The organism is Rhodanobacter glycinis (assembly GCF_006438785.1).
Taxonomy (GTDB): domain Bacteria; phylum Pseudomonadota; class Gammaproteobacteria; order Xanthomonadales; family Rhodanobacteraceae; genus Rhodanobacter; species Rhodanobacter glycinis_A.
In genome coordinates, this window is record NZ_RCZB01000004.1 from 24,478 (window position 1) to 38,005 (window position 13,528).

The following is a 13,528-nucleotide window of genomic DNA, read 5'->3' on the forward strand; positions in this document are numbered from 1 at the left end:
CGGTCGCCATCGGTAGAGGGGCTTTCAATCAACGCGAATCTTCGGCCAGATAGGTGTACGCGGTGAGCCCGCCATTGAGCACGTCGTACAACTGTCCTGCCTCATCACCGATCACGCCTGCACTGGCGATGCGCTCGCGGTAGCTCTGGCGCAGCACTTCGAGATCGTAGCCGACGTAATCGAGCATCAGGTCGGTGGTGTCGCCGCGACGCACATGCGCAAACGTGTAGCTGTCGCCGTCGACGCGCACGTTGACCGCGTCGGTATCGCCGAACAGGTTGTGGATGTCGCCCAGTGTTTCCTGGTACGCGCCGACCATGAAGATGCCGAGCCGGTAGCTTTCGCCTTCCTTCAACGCATGCAGTGGCAGGCTGACGTCGACGCCTTCGGCATCGACGTAATGGTCGATACGGCCGTCGGAGTCACAGGTGAGGTCGACGATCACGCCGCGCCGCGTCGGTTCCTCGTCCAGCCGCGCGATCGGCGCGATCGGGAAGATCTGGCCGATCGCCCACACGTCCGGGATCGACTCGAACACCGAGAAATTGACGAAGTACTTGTCGACCAGCTTCTCGTCCAGCTCGTCCAGCGCCTGCCGGTGTGAGCGCTCGGCCGGCAACAGGCGCGTGCGCACGGCACCGGCGATCGCGTAGTACATCTCGTCCAGCCGCGCACGGTCGGCCAGCGCCAGCTGACCCAGCGCGTACAGCGTCTGGCCTTCCTGCAGATGATGCTGGGCTTCATGGAACAGCTCCAGCGCGGGGCGCCGATCCAGTTCGTCCCAGGTTTCGCGCAGCCGGCGCAGCACCGCAGGCTCGTCCGCGCGCAAGGGCGGAATCGCACCGGCCGGCACCGGCTCGACCTCGGTCACGTTGACCACCATCACCGCGTGGTGCGCGGTCATCGCACGGCCGGCCTCGGTGAGGATGTGCGGCGCGGGCAGGCCTTCGGCGACCACCGCCTCGGCCAGCGACTGCACGATGGTGGCGGCGTACTGCTCGATCGAGTAATTGATCGAGTTGTGGCTGCGCGAGCGCGTGCCTTCATAGTCCACGCCCAGACCGCCGCCGACATCGACGATCTCCAGCGGCACGCCCATCCGCTTCAGCTCGACGAAGTAGCGGGTGGCCTCTCGCATGCCGTTGGCGATGTCGCGCACGTTGGAAATCTGCGAGCCCATGTGGAAATGCTGCAGCTTCAGCGTGTGCTTGAGGCCCGCCGCGTCGAGCCGTTCGATCAGGGTCAGCACCTGGTTTGGCGACAGCCCGAATTTGCCCTTGTCGCCGCCGGTGTTCTGCCACTTGCCCGCACCGATCGAGGCCAGCCGCACGCGCACGCCGAGCAGCGGCTCGACGTTCAGCGCCCTTGCCTCGCTGAACACATGATCCAGTTCGGACAGTTTCTCGATCACGATATGCACGCGCAGCCCGAGCTTCAGGCCGATCAGCGCGAGACGGATGTATTCGCGATCCTTGTAGCCGTTGCAGATCACGATCGAACCGGGCCGCGCCATCGCCAGCACGGCCATCAGTTCAGGCTTGGAGCCGGCTTCGAGACCGAAGCCGTGCGTGCCGGCGGCGACCAGCTCACCGGCGACGCCACGCTGCTGGTTCACCTTGATCGGATAGATGGCCGTATAGCCGCCTGCATAGCCATGGTCGGCAATCGCCTTGGCGAATGCGTCCTGCAACCGCTCCAGACGATCGGCGAGGATGTCGGGAAAGCGCACCAGCAGCGGCAGGCGCAGGCCGTCGGCACGGGCGCGCTCGACGATCTGCGGCAACGAGAGGGCCGGGCCGCTCGCGCCACGCGGGCGCATCACGATCTCACCGGCGGCGTTCACATCCACGTAGCCGTCGCTCCAATGCGGCACGGCATAGGTGTGGCGGGCAGAGTCGGTATTCCAATGGTTCGCCATCAGCGTTGCTCCTTTTACCAACGGATGATGCAGTCGCAGCGGCGAGCCTTGACGGTACTGCTCCTGGAGAGCACGAGCCCGAGCGACCGGAAGCCTCGCACGCCGCGGGGCCGATCGGACTTGTCGGCCGCCGACGCGCTGCGCCGGCCGTGCCAGGGCGACATTGTAATGGCCGCCTGTGACGATATGCGCAAGCGGCCGCGTCACGCCGCCGGGACGTTCACCGCGGTTGTCGCTACAATTGGCGGTCTTTGTCCTTCCATCCGGTTCGCCAGGAACACCCGCCATGTCGCAGCAGCTCAGCTGGTTCACCGAAGCCCACCAGGCTTCCGGCTCCTCCATCGGTTTCCGTACCGAGCAACTGCTGCACGCGGAGAAGACCCCGTTCCAGACCATCGAGATCTACAAGACCACCGACTGGGGCAACCTGATGGTGATCGATGGCTGCGTGATGCTGACCACCCGCGACAACTTCTTCTATCACGAGATGATGACCCACCCGGCGCTGTTCACCCATGCGCGCGCCAAGCGCGTGGTGGTCATCGGCGGCGGCGACTGCGGCACGCTGCGCGAGGTGCTCAAGCACGAGGAAGTCGAGTCTGCGGTGCAGGTGGAGATCGACGAGCGCGTGACCCGGCTGGCCGAGGAATATTTCCCCGAGCTGTGCGAATCGAACAATGACCCGCGCGCCGAGCTGCTGTTCATCGACGGCATCAAGTACATGGCCGAAGCCGAACCGGAGTCGCTGGATCTGGTGATCGTCGACTCGACCGATCCGGTCGGCCCGGCCGAAGGCCTGTTCAACGCCGCGTTCTACGCCAGCTGCTACAAGGCGCTGCGCCATGGCGGCCTGCTGGTGCAGCAGAGCGAGTCGCCGCTGGCGCACCTGGATCTGATCAAGTCGATGCGCTCGGCGATGCGCACCACCGGCTTCAGCGCGGTGAAGACGCTGCCGTTCCCACAGCCGTGCTACCCGACCGGCTGGTGGAGCTGCACGATGGCGCGCAAGGGCGGCGACCTGTCCGGCTTCCGCGAGCGCGGCGCGATCAGCAAGAATTTCCCGACCCGCTACTACAACGCCGACATCCACAAGGGTGCGCTGGCGCAACCGGAATTCATGCGCGAGGCGCTGGGCGAGTAACGGGAAAGGGGAAAGGGGAAACGGCCGTGTGCGGACCGTGTGCCGGCTTCCGTTCCCCAGTTCCTTCAGAACAGCGTGTTGCGCACCTTGGGCAGCAACACCAGCAGCAGCGTGGCGATCGGCCCCACCAGCAATGACAGCAGGAACCACAGCAAACCGCTGCGGTTCTTGCCCTGCGCCAGCGCGGCATTGATCAGCGCCAGCGTGCCCCAGCCGACGAACCACGGGGCGCCATCGGCAAATGTCGACAAATGATCCACTAAGCGTCTCCCGGTCATGAGGGGCGCGGCCATGCGCCGAAACGGCCATCCTAACAAGCCTTGCCGCGCCTGCCTGTTTCCGGTGCCAGCCGGATCAGCCGGGCTTAATCTGCCCGAGGTATGCTGAACGCTTTAATTGCGGACCCGAGCCCATGATGCGTGGATTGCGCTGTTTCGCCCTGACCTGCGTCCTGTCATTGCTGGTCACGCCGGCATTCGCCGCCAAAGCCGCTGCCGGCATGGAGCACAACGAACCGAGCAAGACCGCCAAAGCCCGCGACAAGGCCCAACTGGCCTTCCAGCGCGATCTGGTCAGCGTGCTCGCGCCACGCGCCGACGCGTTGCCGCTGCTTGGCGCCGCCCTGCTCGCACGGCCGCTGTTCAACCAGCCTCCCAGCAACAGCTTTCATGTGCTGATCGGCCGCGCCGCGCAGGCCGACGGCGCCGACGCCGCCATCAGCTGGGTGCGCCTCGCCGATTGCGACGCCAAGGCCGACGCCTGCCCGAATACCGCCGCGCTGGACCAGTTGCTCGCGCAGGCGCCGGATAACGCCGCGGTATGGCTGCTCAAGCTCGGCGCCGATGCCCGCAACATGAAACAGGACGATGCCCGCGAGGATCTGGGCAAGGCCGCCAATGCCAAGCTGTACGACGACTACACCGGCGCCAGCCTGAAGGCGCTGGCCAGCTCGATCGGCGTGCTGCCGCCAGCGGCCGACACGTTCGATCCCGCCTCGAAGGCCGGCGCAGTGGGTATGCAGGCGATGCTGGTGTATGGCATCGCCAGCACGCAGCCACAACCGACCCTGCAGGTCATCGCCAAGCTGTGCGAGAACGCCGCCGAGGATGCCTCGATCAAGGTCGATTGCCTGAAGCTGGGCAAGACCCTCGAATGGGGTTCCAGCCCGCTGGCCCGCTCGCTCGGCCTGCATCTGCGCGAGGTGCTGGCGGGTGAGCCGGCCCAGCAGCAGGAGGCGAAGGACGCCCGCCGCAATCTGATCTGGCAAGTGCAGAGCTTCAGCCAGCTGCTGGCCCGGGCCCAGGACGATCCGTCGCTGGCCCAGCATCTGCTGGCACTGGCGCGCAACGGCGGCACCGAGATGAGTCTGCTGCTGGCCGCCCTGCGCGACAACAACATCCCGATCGACGCGCCAGCCAACTGGCAGCCGCGCCAGCCGGGCTGACGCTTCTCCGCCACGCCGCTTTGCGCCGCATCCGCAGCCGTGTAGGCTTGAGACACCTTCCGCGGCAAGGGTGAATCGATGCTTACGACGCTGGTGGCAAGCAGCAAGGGCGGTTGCGGCAAGAGCACGCTGGTGACCCAGCTGGCCTCGCACTGGGCACAGGCAGGGCAGCACACCGCCATCGTCGACGCCGACCGGCAAGGTTCCAGCTTCCGCTGGGCCGCGCTGAGACCGGACAACGTACCCGGCGTACTGGGGCTCGAAGGCGGTCGCCGCTCGCTACAGAAGCTGCCGCCGGATACCCAGCAGCTGCTGATCGACACCGCCGCCGGCTCCGGCGAGCGCGAACTGGAACCGTATCTGGAACAGGCCGACGTGCTGCTGGTGCCGGTGCTGCCGTCCTCGTTCGACCTGCACGCCACGCTCGGCTTCATCGATGAGCTGCAGTCGATCAACCGGATCCGCCGCGGCAAGCTGCCGGTGGGGCTGGTCGCCAACCGGCTCAAGCCGTGGACCCACGCCAGCCAGGACGCGATCGCCCAGCTCGCCGAACAATCCCCGTTTCCGATCGTCTCGCGGCTGCGCGACAGCCAGGCCTACGTGCTGCTCAGCGCGCTGGGCAAGGGCATCTTCGATTACCAGTCCGAGCAGGTGCGCAACCACCAGCAGGACTGGAAGGCGCTGCTGCGCTGGATCAAACGTCAGCATTGAAGCGAGACCCTCTTGATGCCGTCATCGCGCGCGCCGCGCGACCTACCCTCGGAGTCCTCCATGCAAGAACTGATTTTGTTGCGACACGCCGAAGCCGTCCCGATAGAAACCGCTGGCGATGACCAGCAACGCCCGTTGAGCGCACGTGGCGAGCAGGAAGCGCAGGCGGCCGGGCTGTGGCTGGCCGCGCACGGCGTGCGGCCCGAACGCGTGCTGTGCTCGCCGACCCGGCGCACCGACGAGACCACCCGACTGGCACTGGCCGCCATCGACTCAGCGCCGATTCCTCAGATGCTCGGCGAAATCTACGATGCCTCTCCCGGCGAACTGCTGGCCCTGCTTGACCAGCACGACGACGCCTGCACGGTGATGCTGGTCGGGCACAACCCGGGGATCGAGCGGCTGGTCGCCCTGCTGGTCGAAGGACGCTCCGACGAATTCCGCGGCATGCCGCCGGGTGCGCTGGCTGTGCTGCATCTGAATGGCCCACTGGAACCGGGCAACGCCCGACTGGATGCGTTCTGGTCGCCCTAGCGAGACACACGATCACGCTGCCGCCGATCGCGCGCGACGCCCAGCGCGATTGAACGACACCCGCCCGGCTCGTCGTCACGGATGCCGCATGCATCTTTCGTATCATCCTCGCATGCCTCGCTCACTGTGCCGCTTCACCTTCCCACTCCTGCTCGGCGCCCTGCTGCTGCAGGGCTGCACGCTGTCCCGTACGCAGATCCGGCGCGCCGATGCGGTAGTCGCGGCTACCGTCGACCACAGCACCACCTGCGCCCGACCCGACCATTGCGCCGTACCTTCGCCCCTGCGCGACGCGGCCCTCCAGGCGCTGGCCGCGTCCACCGCACAACAGCCAGTACACGTGGTGACCCTGCTGGACGACAGCGAGCCGGCGCTGGCCGCACGCATCAACCTGATTCGCGCAGCGCAACAATCGATCGACGTGCAGACCTTCATCTGGGACCAGGACGATGCCGGCCAACTGGTACTGGACGAGCTGGTGCAGGCGGCCCGCCGCGGCGTGCAGGTGCGCATCCTGGCCGACCAGCTGTTCTCGCTGGACAACATGGATCTGCTCGACCGGCTGTCGCGGGTCAGCGCGAACCTGCAGGTGCGGCTGTACAACCCCACCTTCCACAAGGCGCACACCCAGCCGCTGGAATTCGCCGCCGGTGTGCTGTGCTGCTTCATGCATTTCAACCAGCGCATGCACAACAAGCTGCTGCTGGTGGACGACAGCATCGGCATCACCGGCGGGCGCAACTACCAGGATCGCTATTTCAACTGGGACGACGATTTCGACTACGTCGACCGCGACGTGATGGTCGGCGGCCCTGCCGCCAGGCAGATGGCCACCAGCTTCGAGTTGTTCTGGCAGCACAAGCGCGCCGAACCGCTGACTCACCTGCGCGACGTCAACCAGCGCATCCTGTCCGATGCCGCGCCGCCGGTCTGGCAACCGCCGCATTACCGTCGACCGTTGCGGGTGGCCCGCCTGCAACAGGTGGCCGAGGATCCGGCCTGGCTGCAGGCGTGGCTGGTCGAGCCCACGCTGCAGACCGGCAAGGTCGACTATTTCAGCGACATGCCGGCCAAGACCGCCAAGCCGGACAAGCGCCGCGCGCTGGATTTCACCCACCACATCATGCGCATGATCGCCGACGCCAGGCGCGAAGTGCTGTTGCAGACGCCGTACCTGGTGATGAGCAAGCGCGCCCAGGGCATCTTCAGGCGATTGCACCGGCGCGCCGAGCCGCCGCGGGTGATCGTGTCGACCAATTCGCTGGCCTCGACCGACGCATTCGCCGTGTATGCGATGTCGTACAAGCACCGCAAGCGCTACCTCAAGAAGTTCGGCTTCGAGATCCACGAACTGAAGCCGCATGCACCCGGCCCCGCGGTGGACAACCAGCTGGCCAATCTCGGCATGGACACCCCGGAGCTGCCATCGGAAACCGCCAGCCCGGCCAGCGCCTCGGTGGCCCGCTTTCACCTGCTCGGCAGCCGCGGCAGCAACAACCGGCCGGCACCGCTGCTCAGTGAAGGCCGTCGCTTCGGCCTGCACGCCAAGTCGATCGTGATCGACGATGCGTTCGCGATGGTCGGCTCGCACAACTTCGACCCGCGCTCGGATCACTACAACACCGAGGCGGGCGTGATCGTCTACGACCGCACGTTCGCCGACCAGCTGCGCCGCAGCATCCTGCGCGATACCCAGCCGGAGAACGCCTGGGTGATCGCGCCACGGCAGGCGGTGATTCCGGTGCTCAGCGACATCAACCAGGCGATCGGCAGCGTCTCCGAACAATTGCCGCTATTCGACCTGTGGCCATTCCGCTACGCCACCAGCTACGACCTCAAACCCGGTTGCCAGCCGATGCGCGCCACCGATCCGGGCTTCTTCGCCTGCTACGCACCGGTCGGCGATTTCCCCGATGTGGCTCTGTCGCCGAAGCTGATCATCACACGACTGTTCACCGCTTTCGGCGTCGGCGCCAAGGGCGTGCTGTGAGGCTCTCCGTGTCTGTGGGAGCGGCTTCAGCCGCGACGCTCTGGCCTGAAGACAAAAACATCGCGACTGAAGCCGCTCCCACAAAACCGCAGCAGTTACGGCACTCGCGCGATGCCGTCGCCATGCGAGGAGAAGCGCATCGGCAGGTCACCGCCGAAGCCATCGGGGTGCTCTGCCGGCACGGCGAAGCGCCAGCCGCGCACGCTGCGCAAGGCATGTTCGTCGAGAATCGGATCGCCGCTGGATTCGACCAGGCTGGTCGCACCGACACGACCGTTGCCGTCGATGCCGACGTGCAACACCACCCGGCCATCCAGATGGCCGCGCAACTCATCCCATGACTGCGAGGTGTCACCTGGCATCGCCAGCGGCACCAGTTCCGATGCCGGAGCAAGCACGGCGGCCTGCGCTTCGCCCATGTCGCTGGCAGCACGATCGGCCTTTGCGCGATGGACCCGCACCACACTGACCGGACCCTGTCGGTGCCGCGGCGAGGGCAGGGCATGACGGCGCGCGGATGACCCTTGCTGAGCCGACGCGAGACGTGGCGTCGGGCCTCGCCAGCCGACCGTCAGCGTGCTGAGCCAGCCGGTGCCGGCGATGCCGATCGCCAGCGCCAGCACGCTCAGGCCGGTCGTGGTGCGCAGACGCAGCATGTCGGTGTCGTGTTCACGGCCGTTCGAGGATCGCGGTGACGCCCATGCCGCCGGCGGTGCAGATCGAGATCAGCCCGCGGCCGGAACCTTTCTGCTCCAGCAACTTTGCCAGCGTGGCGATGATCCGCGCGCCGGTCGCGGCAAATGGATGGCCGACCGCGAGGCTGGAACCGTGCACGTTGAGTTTGGCCGGGTCGATCGAACCGAACGGCGCATCCAGGCGGAGCCGGTTCTTGCAATAGTCGGCCGACTCCCACGCGCGCAGCGTGCACAGCACCTGCGCCGCGAACGCCTCGTGGATCTCGTAATAGTCGAAGTCCTGCAGGCTGAGGCCGTTGCGCGCCAGCATGCGCGGCACCGCGATGGTCGGCGCCATCAGCAGGCCCTCGCCGTGGACGAAATCCACCGCGGCCACCTCGGCGTCGCGCAAGTACGCCTGGATTTTCAGGCCGCGCTGCGCGGCCCACTCGTCGCTGGCCAGCAGCACGGCAGCCGCGCCATCGGACAGCCCGGTGGAATTGCCCGCGGTCAAGGTGCCGCGGCCGGACGCCTTGTCGAACGCAGGCTTCAATGTGGCCAGCTTCTCCAGTGTCGAATCGGGGCGCAGGAAACCATCGCGCTTGAGACCACGGAACGGCACCAGCAGATCGTCGAAGAAACCGGCGTCATACGCGGCGGCCAGCTTGTGATGGCTGTCCAGCGCCAGCTGATCCTGCGCCTCGCGGCCGATCTGCCACTCCTTCGCCATCTGCTCGCAATGGTCGCCCATCGACTTGCCGGTGCGCGGCTCGGCCACGCCGGGAAACGAGGGCTTCAACTCGCCGAAGGAGAATCCGCGCAGCGCCACCTTCAACTTGTCCAGCGGCGTCTTCGCCCGGTTCATCGCCAGCAGCCGCTTGCGCAGGCGAGTGCCGTAAACGATCGGCACGTCGCTGGTGGTGTCCGAGCCGCCGGCGATGCCGGCATCGATCTGGCCGACGGCAATCTTGTTCGCCACGATGATCGCGTTGTCCAGCGAGGTGCCGCAGGCGCGCGCCGTGGTGATGCCCGGCGTGGTCGGTGCCAGTCCGGAACTGAGCAGCGCCTCGCGCGCCAGATTCCAGTCCGATGAATGCTTGATCACCGCACCCATCACCACTTCGCCCAGCTCCACGCCGTGCAATCCGAACCGTTCCACCAACGCGCCGAGTACCTTGACCGACATGCCGAAGTTGCCGACGTCGGCATAGGCCGTGTTGTTGCGGCAGAACGGAATGCGTACGCCGCCGATCACTCCAACGCGTCTTTGCGTCTTTTCCATGCTCGAAACTGTCCACCACTCAAGTCGGTCAAGGCTAACCCGCGCTGCCGCGCGGCGAAAGCCCAAAACGCTGAATGGTAGAATCGGTACCCTTTGCCCTTCGGATTACCGACTGTGGAAACACAAACGCTGCTCGCCCTGCCCATCGTGCTGGCATTGGAGCCGGTGGCCGGCGAGCCGCCGGCGCGAATGACCCTGAGCCGCGACGAGGCCGCGGAGCTGGCGGAACGGGTTGCCGCCGATCTGCATACGTTGGTGCCACAGGTCGACGCCGCGCGGCTGGCGCTGGCCGGTGCGCTGTTCGATCAGGTCGAACTGCTGCGGCCGGGCTTTCCGGTGTGGACGACGCTGGACGAACTGGCCCGGCGCGTGCCGCGCGGCCAACTGGACAACGTGGTTGCCTTCGGCAGCCACGACGGTCACATGCCGGCGCAGCCGCTGGAGCCGTCGCCCATCTTTGCCGATGGCCCGATGCGGCTGCTGCCGATGAGCCTGCTGGCGCCTGTGGCGCTGGCCGAGGAATTGTCCGAGCAACTGGAGATCCAGCTGGTCGGTCGCGGCGAAGCCAGTGCGCCGACCGCCGATTGGTTGATGCGCACGCTGGGCATCCGGCTGGAGCACGTGCGTTACCTCAGCCGCAACGACCTGCTGGCACTGACCTGCGTACAGTACGAGCACGTCAACCTGGCGCCGTTGTGGACGCTGCTGGAAACGGCGCTGCTGACCCCCGAGCGCGCCGAATCGACCATGAGTGCGCGCGGACTGACCCTGCGCTACGAGCACGGCAATGTGCTGGCGCAGTCGCCATCGCAATGGCTGGCCGCACAAACCGGTGACGCCTCGGAACGGGCGCATGCTCTGGCCGGCATCGTGTTCGAGTTGCGCCAGTACGCTGCCTTGCTCGCCGCGCACCAGTTGCCGCTGCTGCTGCAGGCGGATGTCGGCGGGCCGGTCGAGGCGGACGCCGGTTATCTGCTGGAAACCCTCGCCGCCGCCGGGCCCGGCCATGAACCACCGACTTTGTTCGCGCACGAGGCGGCCGGTCTCGGTGTCATCGCCATCACCGTGGCGCAACGCGGCGGTGGCGGCGTCCGTGTGCTGGCCCATGGCTATCCGTTGCGGCCGAGCGCGCTGGGCCCGTTGCTGGCGCTGCTGGCGGACCGTCACGGCATCGCCGCCGACCTGCATGCGCTGGGCCGGGTCGTGCTGGACGAGCACGGCCAGCTGGGTGCGCCGGCGAACACGCTGCACTGAGTCCGTCCCGGCCGTGGACCGCGATATTTGTATCGCGCAGGAAACTCGGCGCATGATGCAGCAGCGCCGACAGGGGGCGCGCTCCAGCTGACGGAAAGACCATGCGGCCGCACAAGTCTGCCGAGGTATTGCCATCACTTCCTCACGGGCCGGACTGGCCAGCGCGAATCTTGCGCGGCGCCCCGGTGCTGCTTGCCTACCTCGACGCCGAGCAACGGTTTCGCTACGCCAACGAACTCCATCGCGACTGGCTCGGCCTCGATCCGCAGGCGATGCTGGGCCGACGCCTGGTCGATGTGGCCGGCCATCGCAACTACCAGAGCGCGGCCCCCGCGCTGGAAAAAGCGTACGCCGGCCAGATGGCCAGCTTCGAAGGCGAGCTGTACAACGGCAGCGAGCGCCGCTACGCGCATGGCAACTTCCAGCCGGATTTCGACACCGACGGTCGTGTGCGCGGCGTGTTCACCGCACTGATCGACATTACCGAGCGGCACACCCTGGAGCTGAAACTGCACGAAAGCGAGCAACGCTTTTTCGGCGCGTTCCAGCATGCCGCAATCGGCATGGCACTGACCCATCCGGACGGCCATTTCCTGCGCGTCAATGCCGCGGTGTGCCAGATGCTGGGCTATCGCGAGGAAGAACTGCTGGCGCTGGACATCGCCAGGCTTACCCACCCGGATGACCTCGCCGCCGATGTGGCCTTGATGGCCGAGCTGCTGGCCGGCCAACGCGAGTCGTACCAGCTGGAGAAACGCAATTTCCACAAGGACGGCCACGTCGTGCATATCCTGCTCGCCATCTCACTGGTGCGCGACGATCACGGTGCGCCGCTGTACTTCGTCTCGCAGGCGCAGAACATCAGCCAGCGCAAGGCGTTCGAGGATGCGCTGCATCGCGAGCGCGAGCTGGCCGAGGTCACCTTGCGCTCGATCGGCGACGCGGTGATCACCACCGATCCACAGCTGGGCGTGACCTCGCTCAACCCGATCGCCGAGGCGATGACCGGCTGGACCAGCGACGAGGCGCAAGGCCGCCCGATCGAGGAGATCTTCCAGCTGTTCGACGCCGGACACGGCCATCCGGTGGCCAATCCGCTGCGCGCCGCGATCGGCCGCAACACCATCGTCGACCTGACCGGCAAGACGCTGCTGCGCCACCGCCACGGCTTCGACACGCCGGTGGAGGACTCCTCCGCGCCGATCCACGACCACGCTGGCAATGTCGTCGGCGGCGTGCTGGTGTTCCATGACATCAGCGAGACCCGCGCGCTGGCCTTGAAGATGATTCACCTGACCCAGCACGACACGCTCACCGGGCTGCCCAACCGCAGCCAGCTGCACGGCCACATCGGACAGGCGCTGGCCACGGCCAGCCGGCGCCAGCAGCGCGCCGCACTGATCCACCTGGACATCGACCATTTCAAGCAGGTCAACGAACTCCACGGCCACGCGGCCGGCGACCGCGTGCTGTGCGCGCTCGCCGAGCAATTGCATCGCTGCCTGCCCGGCGACGAATTTCTCGGCCGCTATGGCGGCGACGAATTTGTGGTGGTGCTGCCGCACCTGGAAAGCGTCGGCGAGGTGGCCAGCCTGTGCCAGACCCTGATCAACCAGGTCGAGCAGATCCGCATCGACGGCCTGGCCGACCTGCTGCTGCACGTCAGCATCGGCATCAGCGTGTATCCGGATGATGCGCTGGAGCCGGAAAGCCTGCTGCAACACGCGGAGACCGCGCTGGTCGCGGTGAAGGCGCAAGGCCTGCACAGCTACCGCTTCTTCACCGCCTCGATGAACGAGCGCACGCGCGCGTTGCGGCGGATCGAGACGGCGCTGCGCCAGGCGCTGCCGCGCCATGAGCTGAGCCTGTATTACCAGCCGAAGGTGGATGCCGAGAGCGGGCGCATCGTCGGCGCCGAGGCGCTTCTGCGCTGGCATGCGAACGGGCGCGAGCTGTACGAGCCGGACCAGTTCATCCCGGTGGCCGAAGACACCGGGCTGATCCTGCCGATCGGTGCCTGGGTGCTGCGCCAGGCCTGCAAGCAGGCACAGCTGTGGCAACTGCGCGACCGGGCCATTGCGGTGTCGGTGAATGTGTCGCCGCTGCAGTTCCAGCATGCCGATTTCTACAGCTGGCTCGACGACGTCTTGAACGAGACCGGGCTCGACGCCAACCTGCTCGAACTGGAGCTGACCGAGCGCATGGTGATGTCCGGCGGCGACGCCACCACCTGCCTGCTGCAGCGGATCAAGCGGCGCGGCGTGCGGTTGTCGCTGGATGATTTCGGTACCGGCTACTGCAGCCTGTCCTACCTCAAGCATTTTCCGATCGACGCGCTGAAGATCGACCGCGTGTTCGTGCGCGACCTCATCAGCGACCGTGACACCGCCACGATCACCAGCTCGATCATCGCGATGGCACGTAGCCTCAACAAGCTGGTGATCGCCGAAGGCGTGGAGACGCGCGAGCAGGGCGCGTTCCTGCGCCACGCCGGCTGTTCGCAACTGCAGGGCTTCCTGTATGGCGCACCGATGCCGGCCGCGGAATTCCAGCAGCAGTTGCTCAGCACCGACTGAGCCC

At 66.7% G+C, this 13,528-nt stretch carries 11 protein-coding genes; 7 read left to right on the forward strand and 4 right to left on the reverse strand.

All coding sequences use genetic code 11. The features are described 5' to 3' along the window. Positions 1 to 28 precede the first annotated feature (28 nt). Positions 29 to 1,918 carry a biosynthetic arginine decarboxylase gene (speA, locus tag EAH75_RS14120; RefSeq protein ID WP_140651423.1) on the reverse strand — a complete coding sequence of 630 codons (1,890 nt, stop codon included), beginning with the start codon at positions 1,916 to 1,918 and terminating at the stop codon, positions 29 to 31. Between the two features lie 286 nt (positions 1,919 to 2,204). Between speA and speE the strand changes: the two genes are divergently transcribed. After that, the gene (speE, locus tag EAH75_RS14125) at positions 2,205 to 3,059 is read left to right on the forward strand and encodes a polyamine aminopropyltransferase (protein WP_140651426.1); all 855 of its coding nucleotides are present in this window, start codon (positions 2,205 to 2,207) and stop codon (positions 3,057 to 3,059) included. A gap of 65 nt (positions 3,060 to 3,124) precedes the next feature. Here the strand turns inward: speE and EAH75_RS14130 are convergent, their stop codons facing one another. Then, positions 3,125 to 3,319: an antitermination protein NusB gene (locus tag EAH75_RS14130; protein ID WP_140651428.1), complete on the reverse strand. Its 195-nt coding sequence runs from the start codon at positions 3,317 to 3,319 to the stop codon at positions 3,125 to 3,127. 152 nt (positions 3,320 to 3,471) lie between these two features. On the opposite strand from EAH75_RS14130, the gene EAH75_RS14135 reads away from it, so the two are divergent. The 4 genes from EAH75_RS14135 (at position 3,472) to EAH75_RS14150 (ending at position 7,738) form a co-directional block, all read left to right on the forward strand. Further along, positions 3,472 to 4,503 carry a hypothetical protein gene (locus tag EAH75_RS14135; protein ID WP_140805915.1) on the forward strand — a complete coding sequence of 344 codons (1,032 nt, stop codon included), beginning with the start codon at positions 3,472 to 3,474 and terminating at the stop codon, positions 4,501 to 4,503. Positions 4,504 to 4,581: 78 nt separating this feature from the next. Further along, entirely contained in the window at positions 4,582 to 5,214 is a 633-nt protein-coding gene (locus EAH75_RS14140; RefSeq protein ID WP_140805917.1) for a ParA family protein, read from the forward strand. 60 nt (positions 5,215 to 5,274) lie between these two features. Beyond that, positions 5,275 to 5,748, forward strand: a complete 474-nt coding sequence (locus EAH75_RS14145; RefSeq protein WP_140651435.1) for a SixA phosphatase family protein — start codon at positions 5,275 to 5,277, stop codon at positions 5,746 to 5,748. A gap of 112 nt (positions 5,749 to 5,860) precedes the next feature. Further along, complete coding sequence (locus EAH75_RS14150; RefSeq protein ID WP_140805919.1) at positions 5,861 to 7,738, forward strand: phospholipase D-like domain-containing protein; 1,878 nt, start codon at positions 5,861 to 5,863, stop codon at positions 7,736 to 7,738. A 95-nt stretch (positions 7,739 to 7,833) separates the two neighbouring features. Here EAH75_RS14150 and EAH75_RS14155 read toward each other — a convergent pair whose 3' ends face one another. Both EAH75_RS14155 and EAH75_RS14160 read right to left on the reverse strand, forming a co-directional pair. Next, entirely contained in the window at positions 7,834 to 8,394 is a 561-nt protein-coding gene (locus EAH75_RS14155) for an energy transducer TonB (RefSeq protein ID WP_140805921.1), read from the reverse strand. A 13-nt stretch (positions 8,395 to 8,407) separates the two neighbouring features. Next, positions 8,408 to 9,694 carry an acetyl-CoA C-acetyltransferase gene (locus EAH75_RS14160; RefSeq protein ID WP_140651441.1) on the reverse strand — a complete coding sequence of 429 codons (1,287 nt, stop codon included), beginning with the start codon at positions 9,692 to 9,694 and terminating at the stop codon, positions 8,408 to 8,410. A 114-nt stretch (positions 9,695 to 9,808) separates the two neighbouring features. On the opposite strand from EAH75_RS14160, the gene EAH75_RS14165 reads away from it, so the two are divergent. Continuing rightward, positions 9,809 to 10,948 (forward strand): hypothetical protein, encoded by a 1,140-nt coding sequence (locus tag EAH75_RS14165; protein ID WP_140651443.1) that lies wholly within the window; start codon positions 9,809 to 9,811, stop codon positions 10,946 to 10,948. Positions 10,949 to 11,049: 101 nt separating this feature from the next. After that, the gene (locus tag EAH75_RS14170; protein WP_140805923.1) at positions 11,050 to 13,524 is read left to right on the forward strand and encodes a sensor domain-containing protein; all 2,475 of its coding nucleotides are present in this window, start codon (positions 11,050 to 11,052) and stop codon (positions 13,522 to 13,524) included. Positions 13,525 to 13,528 lie beyond the last annotated feature (4 nt).